This window comes from Streptomyces sp. NPDC059852 (assembly GCF_042731455.1).
Lineage (GTDB): Bacteria > Actinomycetota > Actinomycetes > Streptomycetales > Streptomycetaceae > Streptomyces.
In genome coordinates this window covers 57,482-77,463 of sequence record NZ_JBHWJK010000030.1, presented here as the reverse complement: position 1 = coordinate 77,463, position 19,982 = coordinate 57,482, and the positions used below count along the sequence as shown (strand labels likewise).

Below are 19,982 nucleotides of genomic sequence, written 5' to 3'. Positions count from 1 at the left end.
ACTAAGGTGCAGGGCATGAGCGAACGCGCGGTGCTGCACGTGAGGGGCCGGGTCCTCGCCGGCCCGGACGACGTCCGGGACGAGCTGTGGGTCGTCGGCGGGCGGATCACCTACGACCGTCCCGCCGGCGCCCGCGACGTGCGCGCCGTCGAGGGCTGGGCCCTGCCCGGCCTGGTCGACGCGCACTGCCATGTGGGACTCGGCCCGCACGGCCCTGTCGACGCCGGCACCGCCGAGAAGCAGGCCCTCACCGACCGCGACACCGGCGCCCTGCTGCTGCGGGACGCCGGCTCGCCCTCCGACACCCGCTGGGTGGACGAGCGCGAGGACCTGCCGAAGATCATCCGGGCCGGCCGGCACATCGCCCGCACCCGCCGCTACATCCGCGGCTTCGCGCACGAGATCGAACCCGAGGACCTGGTCGCCTACGTCGCCCAGGAGGCCCGGCGCGGCGACGGCTGGGTCAAGCTCGTCGGCGACTGGATCGACCGCGACCTCGGCGACCTGGCGCCCACCTGGCCGCGCGAGGCCGTCGAGGCGGGCATCGCCGAGGCCCACCGGCTCGGCGCCCGGGTCACCGCGCACTGCTTCGCCGAGGACTCCCTCCAGGACCTAGTGGAGGCCGGCATCGACTGCGTCGAGCACGCCACCGGCCTCACCGGCGAGCTGATCCCGCTGTTCGCCGAGCGCGGGGTGGCGATCGTGCCGACCCTCGTCAACATCGCGACCTTCCCGAAGCTGGCCGACGGCGGCGAGGCCAAGTTCCCCCGCTGGTCGGCCCATATGCGCCGGCTCCACGAGCGGCGCTACGACACCGTCCGCGACGCCCACGACGCCGGCATCCCCGTCTTCGTCGGCACCGACGCGGGCGGCACCCTGCCGCACGGCCTGGTCGCCGCCGAGGTGGCCGAACTGGTCACCGCCGGCCTTTCCGCCGTCGACGCCCTCGCCGCGACGACCTGGGCGGCCCGCGCCTGGCTCGGCCGACCCGGTCTGGAGGAGGGCGCCGCGGCGGACCTCGTCGTCTACGAGACGGACCCGCGGGCCGACGTCCGGGTCCTGGCGGCGCCGCGCCGCATCGTCCTGAACGGCCGCGTCGTCGGCTGACCGCTCAGCCGGACGCCGCCTCGGCGAAGACCTCCCGTGCGACGCCGTAGCCCTCGAAGGCGCGCGCGGCACCTGCGTACGCCTCGATGTGGATGAACGCCTCGACGATCTCCTCCGGGGTGACCCCGCTGTTGAGCGCGATGCGCAGCTGTCCGCGGAGCGGTTCCAGGGTGCCCAGGGTCGCGGCGATCGTCACCGACACCAGCGCCCGGGTGCGCGTGTCGAGGACCTCGGTGCGCGGCCACGCGTCGCCGAAGGTGTGGACGGTGGCAAGGCGCTTGAAATCCGCCGCGTTGGCGGGCTCGCCCTCGCCGGGATCGAGGAAGCGCTCCAGAGGCATGCCGAGCAGCCGCTCGGCCGTGCCCAGCGCGGCGGAGTAGTCCCGTTCCTGGTCGGACATCTGCGCTTCCCTTCGTTCCGGTGAGCCGGTCGACGCAGCGTAACGACGGGAACGGCCGCTGGTGACGCGTACTGCGCCGCCGACACCCCGTTTTCACGCGGGCGCTCGCCCGGATGAGGGTACGGAGGCGACTTCGGGGAACACCCGTGCCGCAGGATTCGAAAAGGTTCACGGGAAAGTCACGTTGGAGTGAAGTGGCGGCGGAACGCTGACTGTTCACCCGAGGTGCGCGATTCTTGCCGAGTCCCGAGCACGTTTCCTCTGGGGGTCCCCACCTTGAACGGCAAGAACTTCCGCATGCCCGCACGCCGGTTCGCCACCCTGGCGACGGCCACCGCGCTCGCCGCCGGCCCAGCGGTCCTCGGCGCGGCGGGTCCGGCCCAGGCCACCGGTGACGAGGGCAGCGCGAGCGCCGTCGTCCTGCGCACCGGGCTCGACGTCTCCCTGCTCAACAAGACCGTGAACGTCCCGCTCGCGGTCTCCCTCAACGAGGTGCGGGCACCGCGCAGCGCCGAGAAGACGGCGCTGACGGCCAGCCTCGACGGGGTCGACGGCGGCGAGCCCTTCAGCGTCGTCAAGGCCGAGGTCGCCAAGGCGAGCGCCACGGTCGAGGACGGCAGGGCCGAGGGCAGCACCGAACTCGCCCACGCCAAGGTCCATGTCCCGGGCCTGCCCCTGCTGTCGCTCATCGAGGTCGGCCAGGTCACGTCCAGGGCGACCTGTGTGGCGGGGGAGAAGCCGACCGCCACGTCCAACCTGCTGGGCGACGTCACCGTCCTCGGCAAGAAGGTGAAGCTCACCGCGGGCGGGACCACTCAGGTCGAGGTCCCGGGGGTGGGCGAGGTCCGCCTCGACTATTCCAGGACCGAGCGGACCTCACGGACCGCCGCCGCCACCGCGCTGGAGCTCAACGTCTCCGTCAACCCGCTGAAGCTCAACGTGGCCGAGGTCGAGGGCACCCTCACCCTGGCGAAGGCCACCTGCGAGACCCCGGCCGCCCCCGAGGAGGAGGCCGCGCCGGGCACCGAACCCGCCGGTGAGATCGAGCCGCAGGGCGAGAAGGCCGACGAGGGCCTCGCCGAGACCGGCGGCAACCCCATGACCCCGTACATCGCGGGCGGCGCTCTCGCCCTGCTCCTCGCGGGCGGCGGCGCGGTCGCCCTGGCGAAGCGCGGGCGCAACTGACGCCACCCACCTGAACCGGCCCCCGGGCACCGCCACTGCCGGCGCCCGGGGGCCGTCCTGCGCCCGGCCGGCCCCGTGTCAGGGAAGCGGCAGCGCGCGGTGCAGGGCGTGGAGGAAGCCGTCCGTCACGGCGCGGTCCCGGACCGCCAGGCGCAGCCACTCCCCGTCCAGGCCGGGGAACGTGTCGCCGCGGCGGACCGCGTAGCCGAGGGCGCGCAGCTCGTGGCGGATCGTCGCCGCGCCCGGCAGTCGTACGAGGACGAAGGAGGCGGCGGCCGGGCCGGTCACGCGCAGGCCGGCCGGGGAGAACGCCTCGAGACCCGCGACCAGATGGGCCCGGTCGGCGGTGACGCGGTCGGCCGCCTCCGCCGCCTCCGCCAGGGCGCGCGGCGACACGCACGCCTCGGCGGCCGCCAGCGCCGGTGTGGACACCGGCCACAGCGGCTGGGCCCGCTCCAGCGCGGCCACGGTCTCCGGGGCGGCGAGGACATAGCCGATCCGCAGCCCCGCGAGCCCCCACGTCTTCGTCAGGCTGCGCAGCACCACCAGGCCCGGCACGTCGGTCCGCCCCGCCAGGGCCTCCCGCTCGCCCGGCACCACGTCCATGAACGCCTCGTCCACGACCAGCGTCCGTCCCGGCCGGGCGAGCGCGGCGATCGTGTCCGCCGGGTGCAGCACCGACGTCGGGTTCGTCGGGTTGCCGATCACCACCAGGTCGGCGTCCTCCGGGACGGCCGCCGGGTCGAGCCGGAAGCCGTCCTCCGCCCGCAGCAGCACCCGGCCGACGGTGTGCCCGGCGTCCACGAGCGCCGCCTCCGGCTCCGTGAACTGGGGGTGCACCACGACCGGCCGGCTCACCTTCAGCGCACGGGCCAGCAGCACGAACGCCTCCGCAGCCCCCGCCGTCAGCAGCACCCGCTCAGGAGGCAGCCCGTGCCGGGCCGCCACCGCCGCCCGCGCGGCCCGCCCGTCCGGGTAGGCGGCGAGCGAGCCCAGCGTCCCGGCGATCCGCTCCCGCAGCCAGGCCGGCGGGGTGTCGGTCCGGACGTTCACCGCGAGGTCGGTCAGCGCCGACCCGTCGTCGCGGACCTCGGCGTCGCCGTGGTGCCGCAGATCGTGCCCGCCCTCAGTGCGCATGCGCGTGTCCGCCGTGGTGATGCCCGTGCCCGTGGTGGTGCCCGTCGTCATCCGGGTGGAAGTGCGGCTGCTGCGGCAGGCCCACCTTGTCCTCGAACCCCGGCAGCGCGATCCGGTACACGCACGAGTCGCAGTTCATCCGCAGATCCCCCCGCACCGCCTCCTCGTACCGCTCCCACACCAGGTCGAGCAGCTCCGGCTCCGGACCGATGACGTCCGCCGAGCGGACCTCGGTCTCCGGGTGCGCCGCCGCCCACTCCTCCGTCTGCCGCCGCACCCGGTCCGGCAGGATCCCGGTGAACAGGAAGTAGGGCAGTACGACGATCCGGCGCGCCCCGAGCCGCGCGCAGCGGTCCAGTCCGGCCGGCACGTCCGGCGCGGCCAGCGACACGAACGCCGTCTCCACCCCGGCGTAGCCGCGCCCCTCCCACAGCAGCCGGGCCGCCTTGTGCACCTCGGCGTTGGCGTCCGGGTCGGTGGAGCCGCGCCCCACCAGCAGCACGGTGACGTCCGCGCGGTCGTCCGCCGAGCCCAGCGCCTCGTCGAGCCGCCGCTCCAGGACCCGCAGCAGCGACGGATGCGGGCCGAGCGGACGGCCGTAGGTGTACGTGATCCCGGGATGCCGTTCCTTCTCGCGGGCCAGCGCCGCCGGGATGTCGCCCTTGGCGTGCCCGGCGGACACCAGCATCAGCGGCACGGCGGCGAACCGCCGCACCCCCCGCTCGACGAGGCCGGCGACCGCGTCGCCCAGCGGCGGCGGGGACAGCTCGATGAAGCCGCCCGCGACGGGCAGTCCGGGGTGCCGGTCCCCGAGCTCCCGGACGAAGGCGCGGAACGCCTCGGCTCCGGCCTCGTCCCGGGTGCCGTGGCCGGCGATGAGCAGGGCGGGCGGGGAGGGGGTCACGATGTCTCCTCGGACGAAGGGGAAGGTGGAACGGGGTGGTACAGCAGGGCGTTGAGCGCGGCCGAGGCGACCGCCGAACCGCCCTTCTCGGACACGTTGCTGACGGCGGGCAGCCCGCTCGCGCGCAGCGCGGCCTTGGACTCGACCGCGCCGACGAACCCGACGGGCAGGCCGATGACGAGCGCGGGCCGGGCGTCGAGGGTGAGCAGCTCCTCCAGCGCGGTGGGCGCGTTGCCGATCACCCAGAGTGCGCCGGGGCCGACCTGCTCGTACGCCAGCCGGACGGCGTGCGCGGACCGGGTCAGCCCGGGCCCGGACCGGGCGTCCCTGATCCGGCAGACGGTCTCCCGTCGGGTGATCCCGGCCGCGACCATCTCGACGTCCACGACGACGGGCGCCCCTGCGTGCAGCGCCGCGTGTCCCCGCTCCAGAGTCCGTTCCTCCAGGACGAGGTCGTCGGCGTAGCCGAGGTCGGCGGCGGAGTGCACGACCCGCTCGACGACGGCCCGGGTCAGCGGCGGCAGGTGCGAGGTGTCCAGCCGGGCGCGCATCCGCCGGTAGGACTCCTCCTCGATGGGGTGGACGACACGGTTCACCTCGGCACCTCCTGGGCGTTCTGCCAGCGGTAGCCGCGCGGGGTCACCATGCGTCCGGCGACCTCCCGGGAGGCGGTGTTGCCGACGGTGACGACCGTCATCATGTCGACCGTCGCCGGGTCGAGTCCGCCGAGCGTGGTGAGCCGGGCGGACTCGTCGGGCCGGGACGCGTTGCGGACGACGCCGACCGGCGTGGTGGGCGCGCGGTGCTTCGCGAGGATCGCGAGCGCCTCGGGGAGCTGCCAGTTCCGGCCCCGCGAGCGGGGGTTGTAGAAGGTGACGACGAGGTCCGCCTCGGCGGCGGCCCGCACCCGCCGCTCGATGACCTCCCACGGGGTGTGCAGGTCGGACAGGCTGATCGACACATGGTCGTGGCCGAGCGGGGCGCCGAGGACGGCCGCCGCCGCGAGGGCCGCCGTCACCCCGGGCACGCCGACCACGTCGATGTCGTCGGACGCCTCGGCCAGCGCGGGGGAGGCCATGGCGTACACGCCGGCGTCACCGCTGCCGATGAGGGCGACGGCATGCCCCTCGCGGGCCTCGGCGACCGCCGTCCGCGCCCGCTCCTCCTCCGCGCCGAGCCCGGACTCCAGCACCCGTGTGCCGGGCCGCAGCAGATCGCGGATCTGGTCGACGTACTGGTCGAGACCGACGAGCACCGAGGCCCGCCGAAGCTCCTCCTTCGCGCGCGGGGTCAGCAGATCGCGGGCGCCGGGCCCGAGGCCCACGACCGCGAGCCGGCCGCGCCCCGGCCGCCGGGCCACCGCACAGGTGGCCATCGCCGGGCTCCCGTCGGCCCGTTGGGACTTCCGCTTCGGTACGAGCAGGTCGCCGCCTCCCACCAGGGCGGCGGCCTCGGCGACCGAGGGGGTGCCGACGGCGGCCAGCGGCGCGTCGGACGGGTGGGGGACCGGGACGGCGGCCAGCCGCTCCGGGGTGTGCGTGACGAGCGGGACGCCGAGGCGGGCGGCGGCCTCCACGATGCCGGGCTCGCCGGCCTTCGCGTCGACGGTGGCGAGCTCCGCCACGGACGCGGCGGACAGCCCGGCGTCACGCAGGGCGTCCCCGACGAGAGACAGCACCTCGTCGGCGGGGGCGCCCCGCGAGGCCCCGACCCCGACGACCAGGGTCGGCGGACGCAGCACGGCCTCGCGGTCCGACGCCTCCACGAGCCCGTCCGTCACCCGGATCGTGTACGCCCCCTCGGCGCCGGCGGGCAGCGGCGGCAGCGGCCAGGACACCTCGGCGCGCAGCGCCACCGGCTCCCCGTCGAGCAGGGCCCGGGACACCCCGGCGACATCGCCCTCGACCGGAAGGCCGAGCGTGTCGAGACCGGGCAGCCCCACCGCGTCGGTGGCCGTCGTCACCACGGGCTGCGCACCGAGCAACTCGCCGACCTCGGCCGCGAGTTCGTTGGCGCCGCCGCCGTGCCCGCCGGTCAGCGCCACGGCGAAGCGCCCGCCCTCGTCGACGCACACCACACCGGGGTCGGCGGTCTTGTCGTCCAGCAGCGGGGCGATCAGCCGCACGACCGCGCCCGTCGCCAGGAAGCACACCAGCTGCCCGCACTCCCCGAACGCCCGCCGCACGGCGTCCCCGACGGGCCCGTCGTACACGCGCGTGCGGTCCGGCCAGGCCGCGGCCAGCCGGTCCCGCGCCGCCGCCCCCGCCGCGGTGGCGGAAATCAGGCCGATCACTGAGCAACTCCCTTGCCGTCCACGGGGCTTCGGACGCCCCACAACAAAAAGACCGGGTTGGCGGCCGCCAGCCGGGTCACGTCCCCCGGCAGCGGCGCCAGCCGCGACGACTGCAACAGCACCCCGTCGCAGGTGAATCCGGCGCCGGTGAGCGCCGACCGCGCGGCCGGCACCCGGTCCAGCGCGGCCATGGCGACCACGACCGTGCGCCGCGCCCGGCGCGCGCACGCGCCGACGACGGCGGGCAGCTCCCGCCCCCCACCGCCCACGAACACCGCGTCCGGGTCGTCCAGTCGGGACAGGGCCTCCGGGGCCGTCCCGTGCACCACGTGGACGTCCACCCCGTGCGCGGCCGCGTTGTCCCGGACCCGGGCGACACCGTCCGCCGTCTTCTCGACGGCGGTGACGGCGGCCCCGAGCCGCGCGCACTCCACGGCCACCGACCCGGAACCCGCGCCGACGTCCCACACGAGATCGCCGAGCCGGGGCCCGAGCCGGGCCAGCGCGAGCGCCCGCACCTCGAACTTCGTGATCATCGAGTCCCGGTGCGTGAACGCGTCCTCGGGCAGCGCCCAGGAGGCGGGACCCCGGCCCGGCCCGGCGACCGTGCGCGCGGCACCCGGGACAGCGGAGCCCTTGAGGCACAGGACGACGTTGACGGCCGCACCCCAGTCCCGGGCGGCGGCCCCGGCGGGGCTCACCCGCTCGACGCGCTCCTCCCCGGACCCCAGTGCCGAGGCGACGACGAGCGTGCGGTCCACCTCCGCGCGGGCCAGCGCCGCCCCCAGTTCGGCGGGCCCGGCGCCGGGCCCGGTCAGCACGGCCACCTTGGGATGCGCCCGGCAGACGTGCACGGCCGTCCGCGCGTCCCGCCCGTGCGCGCTGACGACGACCGCGTCGTCCCAGGTCAGCCCGGCCCGCGCGAACGCCGACGCCACCGAGGACACCCCCGGCCGCACGTCCAGACGCTCCGGCCCGAACCGCTCCGCCAGCGCCCGCGCGATCCCGAAGAACCCCGGATCACCGGAGGCCAGCACGACCACGCGGCGCTCCTTCTCGACGTACGCGGCCATGGTGTCCAACGCCGGCGCGAGCGGACCGAGCACGACCCGCTCCGCCGAGCCGGGCAGCCGTACGGCCTCGAGGTGGCGCCGTCCGCCGACCACCAGCTCGGCACCGGCCAGGACGTCCTCGGGCGGCGGCGCCCCCGTCCCCGTGCCGACGACCGTGATCATGTACTGGCCCCTCGCTCGCGCAGCGCCCGGCGGGCCGCCGGGTCGGCCTTGCGGTACCCGTGGAAGTGGCCCGGGTGGTACAGGTGCGAGCGCGTGCCGTGGGCCTCCAGGGCGGGGCCGACCAGGAAGAGCGTGTGCTTCCAGAGCCTGTGCTCCTTGACCGTCTCCTCCAGCGTGCCGATCGTGCACCGCACGATCAGCTCCTCCGGCCAGGTCGCCTGGTAGGCGACGACGACCGGCGTGGAGGTCGGGTACCCGCCCTCCAGCAGCTCCCGCACCAGCTGCCCGCTGCGGGCGGCCGACAGGAAGATCGCCATGGTCGTGCCGTGCCGGGCGAACTCGCGCACCTCCTCGCCGGGCGGCATGGGCGTCTTGCCGCCGCCGAGCCGGGTGAGCACCACGGACTGGGCGACCTCGGGGATCGTCAACTCCCGCTGGGCGATGGCCGCCACGGCGGAGAACGCCGAGACGCCCGGCACCACCTCCGTCGCGAGGCCGAGCGCGGCGCACCGGTCCAGCTGCTCCTGCGTGCCGCCCCACAGGGCAGGGTCCCCGGAGTGGATGCGGGCGACCTTCAGGCCCTCGTCGCGGGCCCGTTCGTAGACGGCGACGACGTCCTCCAGGGACAGGGCCGCCGAGTCCAGCACCTCGGCGTCCTCGCGGGCGTGCTGGAGGACCTCCGCCTGGACCAGGCTCGCCGCCCAGATCACCACGTCGGCCTCGGCGATGGCGCGCGCGGCACGGAACGTCAGCAGATCGGCGGCGCCGGGGCCGGCACCGACGAAGGTCACCTTGCCGGTTCGGGCATCGGCCATGGGTGGGGTCCTCTCAAGGGGTGTCACGAACGGGGAGGTTCAGAGCTTTCCGCCGCGGCCGCCGTCGCGGCGGGCCGGTGCGATGAGCGTCGACAGATAGGGCAGCGGGGCGTCGTCGAGGTCGGCGGCCGGGCGGATCGACTCCTCCGGCAGTCCCAGCGCAGACCCCCACACCGCGCCGTCCGCGCGCCCGCTCTCGCGCAGCGCCTCGGCGACCTCGCGCGCCTGCCGCCCGAACTTGTACGCGACGACCGTGCCGGGCCCGGCCAGCGCCTCCTTGAGCACCGCGGACCCGGCCGTGACCGGCACCAGCGTCAGCGGCTCGGTCCCCTCGGTCAGGACGGCGCCGGAGCGCGCCGCGAGGTCCTGCATGGCGGTGATGCCCGGGACCGTCTCGACGACGGTGCCCGGCACCGCCGTGACGATCGTCTGCGCGAGATAGGTGAACGTCGAGTACACGTTGGGGTCGCCGATGGTGGCGAAGGCGACGGCCGCGTGGGCGGCGAGCAGCCCGGCGACCCGCTCACCGGCCGCGTCCCAGGCGGCCTCCCGCCGCGTCCGGTCCGTGCGCTCGTTCAGCGCGAACACCACCCGGACGACCTTCTCCTCCGGCACGTAGTGCAGCACGGTCGCCTCGGCGCGCCCCCGCTCCCCGCTGTCCATGACGGGCACGACGACCACGTCGGCGGCGCGCAGCGCGTTGACGCCCTTGACGGTCACCAGCTCCGGGTCGCCGGGGCCCACCCCGACTCCGATCAGCCTGCTGCTCATGACGTCCGGCACCTCTCGACGAACCGACGGGCCACATCCGGTGCGGCGGCCCAGTGCGTGTGCAGATAACTCGCGTGCACGCCCCCCTGTACGAACCCCTCGAGGCGTCGCGCTGGCGTGCGCACCCCCCAGGCGGGAGCCGCTCCCGCGCCCGGCTCGACGACGGTCCGGTGGAATTCGTGGGCCCGCGTCCGCGTGCCCGCGGCGGCCAGCGCGCTGTCGCCGACGGCGACGGCGTCCCGGTAGCCGAGCGTGAGCCGTTCGGTCATCCGGGCCGTGGCGTCCAGCACCCCGCACATGGGCAGCCCGTCCAGCTCACGGCACAGGTACAGCAGCCCCGCGCACTCGGCGGCCACCGGGGCGCCGCTCGCCGCCAGGTCCGCGACGGCCTTGCGCAGCGGCTCGTTGGCGGACAGCTCGGCGGCGTACACCTCGGGGAACCCGCCCCCGATCACCAGCCCCGCCGTGCCGTCCGGCAGGCACGCGTCCCGCAGCGGATCGAAGGGGACGACGTCGGCGCCGGCGGCGGTGAGCAGTTCGGCGTGCTCCGCGTAGGAGAACGTGAACGCGGGACCGCCGGCCATCGCGACGACCGTCCGCCCGTCCGGCGTCTCGGCCGGGGGTCGCCAGGCGTCGCACGCCAGGTGCCCGGCGCCGCGCGCCAGCGCCAGCAGGGCGTCCAGATCGCACCCCGCCGCGACCTGCGCCCCCATCGCCGCCACGGCCTCCACCGCGTCGGTGTGCCGTTCCGCGGCCGGGACCAGCCCCAGGTGCCGGGACGGCGTGTCCACCTGCGCGGCCCGCCGCAGCACGCCCAGCACCGGCACGCCCGCCGAGTCCAGCGCCTCCCGCAGCAGCTCCTCGTGCCGGTCGGAGGCGACCTTGTTGAGGATCACGCCGCCGATCCGCACCTCCGGGTCCCAGGACGCGAACCCGTGCACGAGCGCCGCCACCGAGCGGGACTGCGAGGACGCGTCCACGACCAGCACCACCGGCGCCCGCAGCAGCTTCGCCACCTGTGCCGTGGACGCCAGCTCGCCCTCGCCGGCGGCCCCGTCGAACAGCCCCATCACGCCCTCGACCACGGCGAGGTCGCAGCCGCGCGCCCCGTGCCGGAACAGCGGGCCGATGAGGTCCGGCCCGCACAGGTAGGCGTCGAGGTTGCGGCCGACCCGCCCGGTGGCGAGCGCGTGGTAGCCGGGGTCGATGTAGTCCGGGCCCACCTTGTGCGGGGACACGGCGAGTCCCCGCGCGGCGAACGCGGCCATCAGCCCGGTGGCGACGGTGGTCTTGCCGCTGCCCGAGGAGGGCGCGGCGACGACCAGCCGGGGGACGGACGGGCTCACCACTCGATGCCCCTCTGGCCCTTCTGGCCCACGTCCATCGGATGCTTCACCTTGGACATGTCGGTCACCAGGTCGGCGTACGCGACCAGCTTCTCCGGCGCGTTCCGTCCGGTGATCACGACGTGCTGGGTGCCGGGCCGGGCGCGCAGCACCTCCACCACCTCGTCGGTGTCGACCCACCCCCAGTGCAGCGGATAGGCGAACTCGTCCAGCACGTACAGCTTGTACGTCTCGGCGGCGAGGTCCCGCTTGACCTGCTCCCAGCCCTCGCGGGCCTTCTCCTCGTTGTCGAGCTGCGCGTCGCGCTGGACCCAGGACCAGCCCTCGCCCATCTTGTGCCAGTCCACGGTGCCGCCCTGGCCCGAGGCACCCAGCACCCGCAGCGCGTTCTCCTCGCCGACCTTCCACTTGGCCGACTTCACGAACTGGAACACCCCGATGGGCCATCCCTGGTTCCAGGCGCGCAGCGCCAGCCCGAAGGCCGCGGTCGACTTTCCCTTGCCGACGCCCGTGTGCACGATCACCAGCGGCCGGTTGCGCCGCTGACGGGTCGTCAGTCCGTCGTCCGGCACCACACTCGGCTGTCCCTGCGGCATTACGCGGCCCTCCTCTGCACGTCCTTCACCAGTCCGGCGATGCTGTCCGCGCGCAGCTCGTCCAACGTCACCGCCGTACCGCCCAGTTCGGCCGCGAGCCGCCCGGCGAGCCCGAGCCGCACGGGCCCCGACTCGCAGTCCACGACGACCGAGGCGACCCCGTCGGCGGCGAACAGCCGCGCCGCGCGCCCGGCCAGCGCGACCGGCTCGGGACCGCCGGTGGCCCGCCCGTCCGTCACCAGCACCACCAGCGGCCGGCGCGCGGGATCGCGCAGCCGCTCCACCCGCAGCACCTCGTGGGCCCGCAGCAGCCCCGCGGCGAGCGGGGTGCGCCCGCCGGTCGGCAACGTCTCCAGCCGGGCCGCGGCGGCGTCCACCGACGAGGTCGGCGGCAGGGCGACCTCGGCGGCCGACCCCCGGAACGTCACCAGCCCCACCTTGTCCCGCCGCTGGTAGGCGTCCAGCAGCAGCGACAGCACGGCGCCCTTCACGGCACCCATGCGCTGCCGTGCCGCCATCGACCCGGAGGCGTCCACGACGAACAGCACGAGGTTGCCCTCACGGCCCTCGCGGGTGGCCTGGCGCAGATCGTCCCGGCGTACGACCAGGCCGGTACCGGACCGTCCGCGCGCCCGCTGATGAGGGGCCGCCGCCCGCACGGTCGCCGCCAGGTGCAGCTTGGTGAGCGTGCCCCGGGGGTGCCGGGCCCCCGTCGTCCGCCCGTGCTCGGTCCGCGCCCGGGACCGCCGTCCGGCGGCGCCCTCACCGATGCCGGGCACGCTCAGCACCTTGGTGCGGAAGGGCTCGGAGGCCCGTGCGGGCGCCTGCTCGCCGGGGTGCGGCTGCCCGTTCTCGCCGGTCTCGGGGCGAGCCGCGGTGTCCCCGTCGCCCTGGGGCGCGTCGCCGGGGTCCGGCTGTCCGCCGCCTCCGCCGGGCCCGTCCGGACCGGGGTCCGGGTCGGGGTCGGGGTCGTCGTCCGGTCCGCCGAACTCCTCCAGCGTCTCGTCCAGCTTGTCCTCGTCCAGGCCGGGTGCGTCGAAGGGGTTGCGGCGCCTGCGGTGCGGCAGCGCGAGCAGCGCCGCCTGCCGGACGTCCTCGGCGAGCACATCGGTGCGCCCGGCCCACGCGGCCAGCGCGGTGGCCGTACGGGCCATCACGATGTCGGCGCGCATCCCGTCCACCTCGAACGCGGCACAGGTCGCCGCGATCTGCCGCAGCGCGCCGTCGCCGAGCCGCACCGAAGGCAGCAACTCCCGCGCCGCGACGATCCGTTGCCGGACCGCGGACTCCTCGTCCGCCCAGCGGGCCGCGAAACCGGCCGGGTCGTCGTCGTACGCCAGGCGCCGGCGGACGACCTCGACCCGCTGGTCCGGCTCCCGGGACGCCGCGACCTCGACGGTCAGCCCGAACCGGTCCAGCAACTGCGGCCGCAGCTCACCCTCCTCGGGGTTCATGGTGCCGACGAGCAGGAACCTCGAGGCGTGCCGCACGGAGACACCCTCGCGCTCCACGTACGACGCGCCCATGGCCGCCGCGTCCAGCAGCAGATCGACCAGGTGGTCGTGGAGGAGGTTCACCTCGTCGACGTAGAGGATGCCGCGGTGGGCGTCGGCGAGCAGGCCCGGCTCGAACGCCTTGACGCCCTCGGCGAGCGCCCGCTCGATGTCCAGGGCGCCGACCAGCCGGTCCTCGGAGGCACCGACCGGCAGCTCCACCATGCGGGCCGGCCGCAACGTGCCGGCGGTGTCCTCGTGCGGCCCGTCCGGGCAGCCCGGGTCGGGAGCGGCCGGATCGCACGAGAACCGGCACCCGGCGACCACCGGCACCGCGGGCAGCAGCGCCGACAGTGCCCGGACGGCCGTCGACTTGGCCGTGCCCTTCTCACCGCGCACCAGCACCCCGCCGACCGCCGGTGACACGGCGTTCAGCAGCAGCGCGAGCCGCAGGTCGTCCTGGCCGACGACGGCCGTGAAAGGAAAGGGGGTCGTCACTTCTCGTCGCCCTCCAGATCGCCTTCGAGCTCCAGATAGGTGGCCCGCAGCCGCTCCAGCGTCTCCGCGTCCGGCTCGGCCCACAGACCGCGGTCGGCCGCCTCCAGCAGCCGCTCGGTGATGCCGCGCAGCGCCCACGGGTTGGACTTCCTCATGAAGTCCCGGTTCTCCGCGTCGAAGACGTAGGCGGAGCTGAGCTTCTCGTACATCCAGTCGTCGACCACGCCGGCCGTCGCGTCGTAACCGAAGAGGTAGTCGACGGTCGCCGCCATCTCGAAGGCGCCCTTGTAGCCGTGCCGGCGCATGGCCGCCATCCAGCGCGGATTGACCACCCGGGCGCGGAAGACCCGGTGGGTCTCCTCGCCGAGCGTGCGAGTGCGCACCTGGTCGGGGGTGGCCGAGTCGCCCACGTAGGCCTCGGGGCTGCTGCCCGTCAGATGCCGCACCATCGCGACCATGCCGCCGTGGTACTGGAAGTAGTCGTCGGCGTCCACGAGGTCGTGCTCGCGGGTGTCGACGTTCTTCGCGGCGACCGCGATCCGCTTGAACGCCGTCTCCATGTCGCCGCGCGCGGCGCGCCCGTCGAGGCCGCGCCCGTAGGCGTAGCCGCCCCAGACCGCGTACACCTCCGCGAGGTCGGCGTCCGAGCGCCAGTTGCGGGCGTCGATCAGCGGCAGCAGTCCCGCGCCGTACGCGCCGGGCTTGGAACCGAAGACCCGGGCCGTGGCCCGCCGCCGGTCGCCGTGCGCGGCGGTGTCCTCGTCGGCGTGCGCCTTCACGAAGTTCTGCTCGGCGGGCTCGTCCAGCTCGGCGACCGCGCGCACGGCGTCGTCGATGAGACCGACGACATGCGGGAACGCGTCCCGGAAGAACCCGGAGATCCGGACGGTGACGTCGATGCGGGGCCGCCCCAGCTCCGCGAGGCCGACCACCTCGAAGCCGGTCACCCGGCGCGAGGCGTCGTCCCACACCGGGCGGCAGCCCAGCAGCGCCAGGATCTCCGCGATGTCGTCGCCCTGGGTGCGCATGGCCGAGGTGCCCCACACCGTCAGGCCCACCGACTTCGGGTACTCACCCGTGTCCTGGAGGTACCGCTGGACCAGCGAGTCGGCGAGCGACTGCCCGACCTCCCAGCTCAGCCGGGACGGGATCGCCTTGGGGTCGACGGAGTAGAAGTTCCGGCCGGTCGGCAGCACGTTGACCAGACCGCGGGTCGGGGAGCCCGACGGGCCCGCCGGGACGTAACCGCCGTCGAGCGCCTTGAGGATGTGCCCGATCTCGTCCGTGGTGCGGGCCAGCCGCGGCACGACCTCGGTACAGGCGAACTCCAGCACCCGCAGGGCGTCCGGGAGTTCGGTGCCGAGGACCGCCCGCAGCACGTCCCGGCTCTCGGCGACCGCCCAGTCCCGGTCCTCCAGGCCCTCCGCGATCCGCCGGCACAGCTGCTCCAGCAGGTCGATCGCGTCGGACGCGGTGCGCGCCGGGCCGTCCACCAGGTCCGTCAGCTCGGCCGGGACCTTCACCGGCGCCCCCGGCTCGGCCAGCAACTCCGCCTCGACCAGCCCGAAGTGGGCGGCCAGCGAGGCCCGCAGCCCCGGAAGCGCGTTCGCCTGCCCGCCCCACACCTGGGACGCGCGCAGCACCGCCAGTACCAGGTTCACCCGGGGCTCGCCCACGGGACCGCCGCCCAGGATGTGCAGCCCGTCGCGGATCTGCACGTCCTTGATCTCGCACAGATAGCCGTCGATGTGCATGACGAACTCGTCGAACGCGTCGTCGTCCGGCTGCTCGTCGACGTGCAGGTCGTGGTGGAGCTCGGCGGCCTTCACCAGCGTCCAGATCTGCGCGCGCACCGCCGGGGCCTTGGCCGGGTCCAGGTCGGAGACGAGCGCGTACTCGTCCAGCAGCTGCTCCAGCTTGGCCAGGTCGCCGTAGGTGTCGGCGCGGGCCATCGGCGGGACGAGGTGGTCGACCACGGTGGCGTGCCCGCGCCGCTTGGCCTGGGTGCCCTCACCGGGGTCGTTCACGATGAACGGGTAGATCAGCGGCAGTTCGCCGAGGACGGCGTCCGGGGCGCAGCCGCGGCTCAGCCCGAGCCCCTTGCCGGGCAGCCACTCCATCGTGCCGTGCTTGCCCATGTGGACGATCGCGTCGGCGCCGAAGCTGTTCTCCAGCCAGCGGTAGGCCGCCAGGTAGTGGTGCGAGGGCGGCATGTCCGGGTCGTGGTAGATCGCGATCGGGTTCTCGCCGAAGCCGCGCGGCGGCTGGATCATCACCACGACGTTCCCGAACTGGAGCGACGCCAGCACGATGTCGTCGCCGTCGACGTACAGCGAGCCCGGCGGCTCGCCCCACGCGTCCAGCATGGCCTGCCTGAGGTCCGCGTCCAGCGTGCCGAACCACTCCCGGTAGTCGGCGAGCGGCACCCGCGCGGGCGCCGACGCCAGCTGCTCCTCGGTGAGCCACTCGACGTCGTGGCCGCCGGCCTCGACGAGCCGGTGGATCAACTCATCGCCGTTGTCGGGGTACTCGGTGAGCGCGTAACCCGCCCGGGACAGCGCGTCGAGCACGCGTACCGCCGAGGCGGGCGTGTCCAGGCCGACCGCGTTGCCGACCCGCGAGTGCTTGGTCGGGTAGGCGGTGAAGACGAGCGCCAGCTTCTTCCCGGCGTTCGGCTTGTGCCGCAGCCGCGCGTGCCGGACGGCGATCCCCGCGACGCGCGCCGCCCGCTCCGGGTCGGCCACGTACACCGGCACGTCGTCCGGGCCCTGCTCCTTGAACGAGAACGGCACGGTGACCAGGCGCCCGTCGAACTCGGGGATCGCCACCTGCATCGCCGCGTCCATCGGGGACAGGGCCGCGTCGGACTCCTCCCAGGCGGCCCGCGAGGACGTCAGGCACAGCCCCTGCAGGACCGGCACGTCCAGCTCGGCCAGCCGGCCGATGTCCCACGCCTCCTCGTCGCCGCCCGCGGACGCCTGCGAGGCATGGGTGCCGCCCGCCGCGAGGACGGTCGCGACCAGGGCGTCCGCCCGGCCCAGGATCTCGTACAGCCCGGCGTCCGCGCCGCGCAGCGAACCGCAGTACACGGGCAGCGCGTTGGCGCCCCGGGCCTCGATCGCGTCGCACAGCGTGTCCACGAACGCGGTGTTGCCGCTGAGGTGGTGGGCCCGGTAGAAGAGCACGCCCACCGTCGGCCGGCCGTCCACCCGCGGACGCGAGCCGTGCACGCCGTACTCCGGCATCGGGCGCGGCTCCAGGAAGCCCTCGCCCGTCAGCAGCACGGTGTCCGACAGGAAGCGGGCCAGCTCGGTGAGGTTGGCGGGGCCGCCCGCCACCAGGTACTTCAGCGCCTCCGCCACCACACCGGCCGGCACCGACGACTCGGCCATCAGCTCCGCGTCCGGCACGGACTCACCGCCCAGCAGCACCGTCGGCACCCCCGACGCCTTCAGCACGGCGAGCCCGTCCTCCCAGGCCCGCTTCCCGCCCAGCAGCCGTACGACGGCGATGTCGGCGCCCTCGATCAGCGCGGGCAGCTCGGACGCGACGTCCAGGCGGGTGGGGTTGCCGATCCGGTACGCGGCGTCGCCGGCGCGTGCCGCCAGCAGGTCCGTGTCGGCGGTCGACAGCAACAACACTGTGCTCATGCGGGCGCTCCCGGGGGGATGAAGGGCAGTCCTGGCGGCGCGCCCGACTCGATGAGCCGCCACAGCGCGTCCGTGTCCGCGTGCTGTTCGATGAGGTCGCCGAGCCGGTCGAGCTGCTCCTCGCGCAGCGCGGCGAACGAGGTGCCGGGCGCCGGCACGAAGCGGCGGCCCGCGGCGGCCGCCACCTCCCGCAGGAAGGCGCGCCGGAAGGCGTCGGACTCCAGCGAGCCGTGCCAGTGGGTGCCCCAGGTCTGACCGACCCGGCAGCCGTCCAGGAAGGGTTCACCCGCCAGGACCTCGGCGACCCCGTGATGGATCTCGTAGCCCTCGACCCGCTCGCCGAGCGCTTCACCGCGGGGCCGGGTCAGGGTCTTCTCGCGGGCGAACCGCACCCGCACGGGCAGCAGGCCGAGGCCGTCGACATGCCCGGCGCGGCTCTCGACGTCGTCCTCGATGTGCTCGCCGAGGAGCTGGAAGCCGCCGCAGATCCCTAGGACCGGGCGGCCCTCGGCGGCCCGGCGCACCAGGGCCCCGGCCAGCCCCCGCTCCCGCAGCCACGCCAGGGCGCGGACGGTGCCCCGGGTGCCGGGCACCACCACCAGGTCCGCGTCGGCCAGTTCCTCCGGCCGGTCCACGAACCGCACGACGACGCCCGGTTCGGCGGCGAGCGCGTCGACGTCGGTGAAGTTGGACATCAGCGGCACCGCGCACACGGCGACCCGCAGCACGTCCTCGCCGACCGGGGCGGCCACCTCGGACTCGCGCACCGCCCCGCGCAGCGACACCCGCAGGCCGTCCTCCTCGTCGATGCCGAGACCGTGCCGGAACGGCAGCACACCGTACGTCCGCCGTCCTGTGAGGCCGTGCAGCATGTCCAGACCGGGTTCGAGGAGCGAGACGTCGCCGCGGAACTTGTTGACGAGGAACCCGGCGACCAGTTCCTGGTCCTCGCGCGCCAGCAGCGCCACCGTCCCGAAGAACGAGGCGAAGACGCCGCCCCGGTCGATGTCGCCCACGACCAGCACCGGCAGCCGGGCACCGCGCGCGATCCCCATGTTCACGATGTCCGTGCGCCGCAGGTTGATCTCGGCAGGCGAACCGGCGCCCTCGCAGATCACCGCGTCGTACGAGGCCCGCAGCTCGGCGAGGGAGTCCAGCACGGTGCCGAGCAGCCGCTGCTGCCGTCCGCCGTGGTAGCCGCGCGCGCTCATCTCGCCGACCGGCCTGCCCAGGAGCACCACCTGACTGCTCTGGTCCCCGCCCGGCTTCAGCAGGACGGGGTTCATGTGCGCGGTCGGTTCGATCCGGCACGCCTGCGCCTGCATGGCCTGCGCCCGCCCGATCTCGGCGCCCTCGCGGGTGACGAACGAGTTCAGCGACATGTTCTGCGCCTTGAAGGGCGCGACCTTCACCCCCTGCCGGACCAGCCAGCGGCAGATCCCGGCGGTGACGACGCTCTTGCCGGCGTCGGAGGTCGTGCCGGCGACGAGCAGCCCGCCCTTCACGAGGCACCTCCTCTCGCCGCGCGCCGCCCGAGCAGGAGCCGCGTCCCGGCGCACACGCCCAGCGCCAGCACCCCCACCCGCTGCGAGAGCCGCACGGCCCGCTCGATGTCCGTGACCCGAACGGCCCGTCCGGCGGGGCCGTTGAGCACCGGCCGGTGCTCCACCCGCCCGCCGTACGACAGCGTCCCGCCGAGCCGCACCCCGAGCGCGCCCGCGAACGACGCCTCCACGGGGCCCGCGTTGGGGCTGGGATGCCGGTGCGCGTCCGCACGCCAGGCCCGTACGGCGCCCCGGGGGTCGCCCCCGGCGACGGCGGCCAGCGCGGCGGTCAGCCGGGCCCCCGGCCAGCCGGCGACGTCGTCGAGACGGGCCGAAGCCCAGCCGTAGCGGCGGTACTTGGGGGAGCGGTGCCCGACCATGGCGTCGAGCGTGTTGACGGCCCGGAAGCCGGCGAGGCCCGGCACCCCGGCGACGGCCCCCCACACCAGGGCGCCGACCACGGCGTCCGAGGTGTTCTCGGCGACGGACTCCACCACGGCCCGGGCGATCCCGTCGGCGTCCAGCGCCTGCGGGTCCCGGCCGCACAGATGCGGCAGCCGCGCCCGCGCCGTCTCGACGTCCCCGGCCTCCAGGGCACGTCCGATCGTCCGGGCCTCCCGGGCGAGCGAGGTGCCGCCGACGACGGCCCAGGTGACGGCGCCGGTCAGGGCGACGGAGGCGGCGGGGGAGGGGCGCACGGCGCGTGCGCCGAGCGCGGCGGCCGCCACGGCGCCACCGGCGCACACGGCGGTGTGCAGCACACCCCAGGCGCGGTGGTCGCGCCACAACACCCGTTCCACGGCGCCCGCGGCACGTCCGAACGCGGCGACCGGATGCCCACGGCGTGGATCGCCGAGCAGCAGGTCACCGAGGAGTCCGGCGGCGGCGCCGTACGCGAAGACGCGTTCGGCACGCATGGGGGTCAGCCGGTGGTGGCGTCGGACAGGGGTCCGGTACTGCGTGACGATCGGCAGGCGAGCATCGCGTGATGTCCTCACTCAGGGTGTC

At 75.1% G+C, this 19,982-nt stretch carries 16 protein-coding genes; 2 read left to right on the top strand and 14 right to left on the bottom strand.

The annotated features are described in order from the left end of the window. Positions 1-15 precede the first annotated feature (15 nt). Positions 16-1,107, top strand: a complete 1,092-nt coding sequence (locus ACFV46_RS29140) for an amidohydrolase family protein (protein WP_376727920.1) — start codon at positions 16-18, stop codon at positions 1,105-1,107. Between the two features lie 4 nt (positions 1,108-1,111). On the opposite strand, the gene ACFV46_RS29135 is transcribed toward ACFV46_RS29140, so the two are convergent. Further along, a complete protein-coding gene (locus tag ACFV46_RS29135) occupies positions 1,112-1,507 on the bottom strand; it encodes a carboxymuconolactone decarboxylase family protein (protein WP_055621385.1) in 396 nt (131 codons plus the stop codon). A 276-nt stretch (positions 1,508-1,783) separates the two neighbouring features. On the opposite strand from ACFV46_RS29135, the gene ACFV46_RS29130 reads away from it, so the two are divergent. Then, positions 1,784-2,692: an SCO1860 family LAETG-anchored protein gene (locus ACFV46_RS29130; protein WP_385500443.1), complete on the top strand. Its 909-nt coding sequence runs from the start codon at positions 1,784-1,786 to the stop codon at positions 2,690-2,692. 78 nt (positions 2,693-2,770) lie between these two features. Here ACFV46_RS29130 and cobC read toward each other — a convergent pair whose 3' ends face one another. The 13 genes from cobC to ACFV46_RS29065 are packed head-to-tail and all read right to left on the bottom strand — an operon-like array spanning position 2,771 to position 19,891. Beyond that, positions 2,771-3,829: an Rv2231c family pyridoxal phosphate-dependent protein CobC gene (cobC, locus tag ACFV46_RS29125; RefSeq protein WP_376727918.1), complete on the bottom strand. Its 1,059-nt coding sequence runs from the start codon at positions 3,827-3,829 to the stop codon at positions 2,771-2,773. Then, entirely contained in the window at positions 3,819-4,733 is a 915-nt protein-coding gene (locus ACFV46_RS29120; RefSeq protein WP_283290141.1) for a sirohydrochlorin chelatase, read from the bottom strand. Before ACFV46_RS29120 ends, cobC begins: the two co-directional genes overlap by 11 nt. Further along, a complete protein-coding gene (locus tag ACFV46_RS29115) occupies positions 4,730-5,329 on the bottom strand; it encodes a precorrin-8X methylmutase (protein ID WP_385500442.1) in 600 nt (199 codons plus the stop codon). The genes ACFV46_RS29120 and ACFV46_RS29115 overlap by 4 nt, the downstream gene beginning before the upstream one ends. After that, a complete protein-coding gene (gene cobJ / locus ACFV46_RS29110) occupies positions 5,326-7,026 on the bottom strand; it encodes a precorrin-3B C(17)-methyltransferase (RefSeq protein WP_385500441.1) in 1,701 nt (566 codons plus the stop codon). The genes ACFV46_RS29115 and cobJ overlap by 4 nt, the downstream gene beginning before the upstream one ends. Further along, the gene (gene cbiE / locus ACFV46_RS29105; RefSeq protein ID WP_376727915.1) at positions 7,023-8,261 is read right to left on the bottom strand and encodes a precorrin-6y C5,15-methyltransferase (decarboxylating) subunit CbiE; all 1,239 of its coding nucleotides are present in this window, start codon (positions 8,259-8,261) and stop codon (positions 7,023-7,025) included. The genes cobJ and cbiE overlap by 4 nt, the downstream gene beginning before the upstream one ends. Next, a complete protein-coding gene (gene cobM / locus ACFV46_RS29100; protein WP_385500440.1) occupies positions 8,258-9,076 on the bottom strand; it encodes a precorrin-4 C(11)-methyltransferase in 819 nt (272 codons plus the stop codon). Before cobM ends, cbiE begins: the two co-directional genes overlap by 4 nt. A 39-nt stretch (positions 9,077-9,115) precedes the next feature. Beyond that, entirely contained in the window at positions 9,116-9,847 is a 732-nt protein-coding gene (gene cobI / locus ACFV46_RS29095) for a precorrin-2 C(20)-methyltransferase (protein ID WP_361931101.1), read from the bottom strand. Continuing rightward, positions 9,844-11,196, bottom strand: coding sequence for a cobyrinate a,c-diamide synthase (locus tag ACFV46_RS29090; protein WP_385500438.1), 1,353 nt, complete (start codon positions 11,194-11,196; stop codon positions 9,844-9,846). The genes cobI and ACFV46_RS29090 overlap by 4 nt, the downstream gene beginning before the upstream one ends. After that, positions 11,190-11,789 (bottom strand): cob(I)yrinic acid a,c-diamide adenosyltransferase, encoded by a 600-nt coding sequence (cobO, locus tag ACFV46_RS29085; RefSeq protein ID WP_385500437.1) that lies wholly within the window; start codon positions 11,787-11,789, stop codon positions 11,190-11,192. The genes ACFV46_RS29090 and cobO overlap by 7 nt, the downstream gene beginning before the upstream one ends. Next, complete coding sequence (locus ACFV46_RS29080; RefSeq protein ID WP_385500436.1) at positions 11,789-13,780, bottom strand: putative cobaltochelatase; 1,992 nt, start codon at positions 13,778-13,780, stop codon at positions 11,789-11,791. The genes cobO and ACFV46_RS29080 overlap by 1 nt, the downstream gene beginning before the upstream one ends. Further along, positions 13,777-17,430 carry a cobaltochelatase subunit CobN gene (gene cobN, locus ACFV46_RS29075; protein WP_385500435.1) on the bottom strand — a complete coding sequence of 1,218 codons (3,654 nt, stop codon included), beginning with the start codon at positions 17,428-17,430 and terminating at the stop codon, positions 13,777-13,779. The genes ACFV46_RS29080 and cobN overlap by 4 nt, the downstream gene beginning before the upstream one ends. Beyond that, positions 17,427-18,935, bottom strand: coding sequence for a cobyric acid synthase (locus tag ACFV46_RS29070; RefSeq protein WP_361931086.1), 1,509 nt, complete (start codon positions 18,933-18,935; stop codon positions 17,427-17,429). The genes cobN and ACFV46_RS29070 overlap by 4 nt, the downstream gene beginning before the upstream one ends. Further along, entirely contained in the window at positions 18,932-19,891 is a 960-nt protein-coding gene (locus tag ACFV46_RS29065; protein WP_361931083.1) for a cobalamin biosynthesis protein, read from the bottom strand. Before ACFV46_RS29065 ends, ACFV46_RS29070 begins: the two co-directional genes overlap by 4 nt. Positions 19,892-19,982 lie beyond the last annotated feature (91 nt).

Excerpts from the sequence above, each read along its gene's own strand:
- ACFV46_RS29140 (WP_376727920.1), top strand. The coding sequence starts at position 16 with ATGAGCGAACGCGCGGTGCTGCACGTGAGGGGCCGGGTCCTCGCCGGC.
- ACFV46_RS29135 (WP_055621385.1), bottom strand. The coding sequence starts at position 1,507 with ATGTCCGACCAGGAACGGGACTACTCCGCCGCGCTGGGCACGGCCGAG.
- cobC (WP_376727918.1), bottom strand. The coding sequence starts at position 3,829 with ATGCGCACTGAGGGCGGGCACGATCTGCGGCACCACGGCGACGCCGAG.
- cbiE (WP_376727915.1), bottom strand. The coding sequence starts at position 8,261 with ATGATCACGGTCGTCGGCACGGGGACGGGGGCGCCGCCGCCCGAGGAC.
- cobM (WP_385500440.1), bottom strand. The coding sequence starts at position 9,076 with ATGGCCGATGCCCGAACCGGCAAGGTGACCTTCGTCGGTGCCGGCCCC.
- cobI (WP_361931101.1), bottom strand. The coding sequence starts at position 9,847 with ATGAGCAGCAGGCTGATCGGAGTCGGGGTGGGCCCCGGCGACCCGGAG.
- cobO (WP_385500437.1), bottom strand. The coding sequence starts at position 11,789 with ATGCCGCAGGGACAGCCGAGTGTGGTGCCGGACGACGGACTGACGACC.
- cobN (WP_385500435.1), bottom strand. The coding sequence starts at position 17,430 with ATGAGCACAGTGTTGTTGCTGTCGACCGCCGACACGGACCTGCTGGCG.
- ACFV46_RS29065 (WP_361931083.1), bottom strand. The coding sequence starts at position 19,891 with ATGCGTGCCGAACGCGTCTTCGCGTACGGCGCCGCCGCCGGACTCCTC.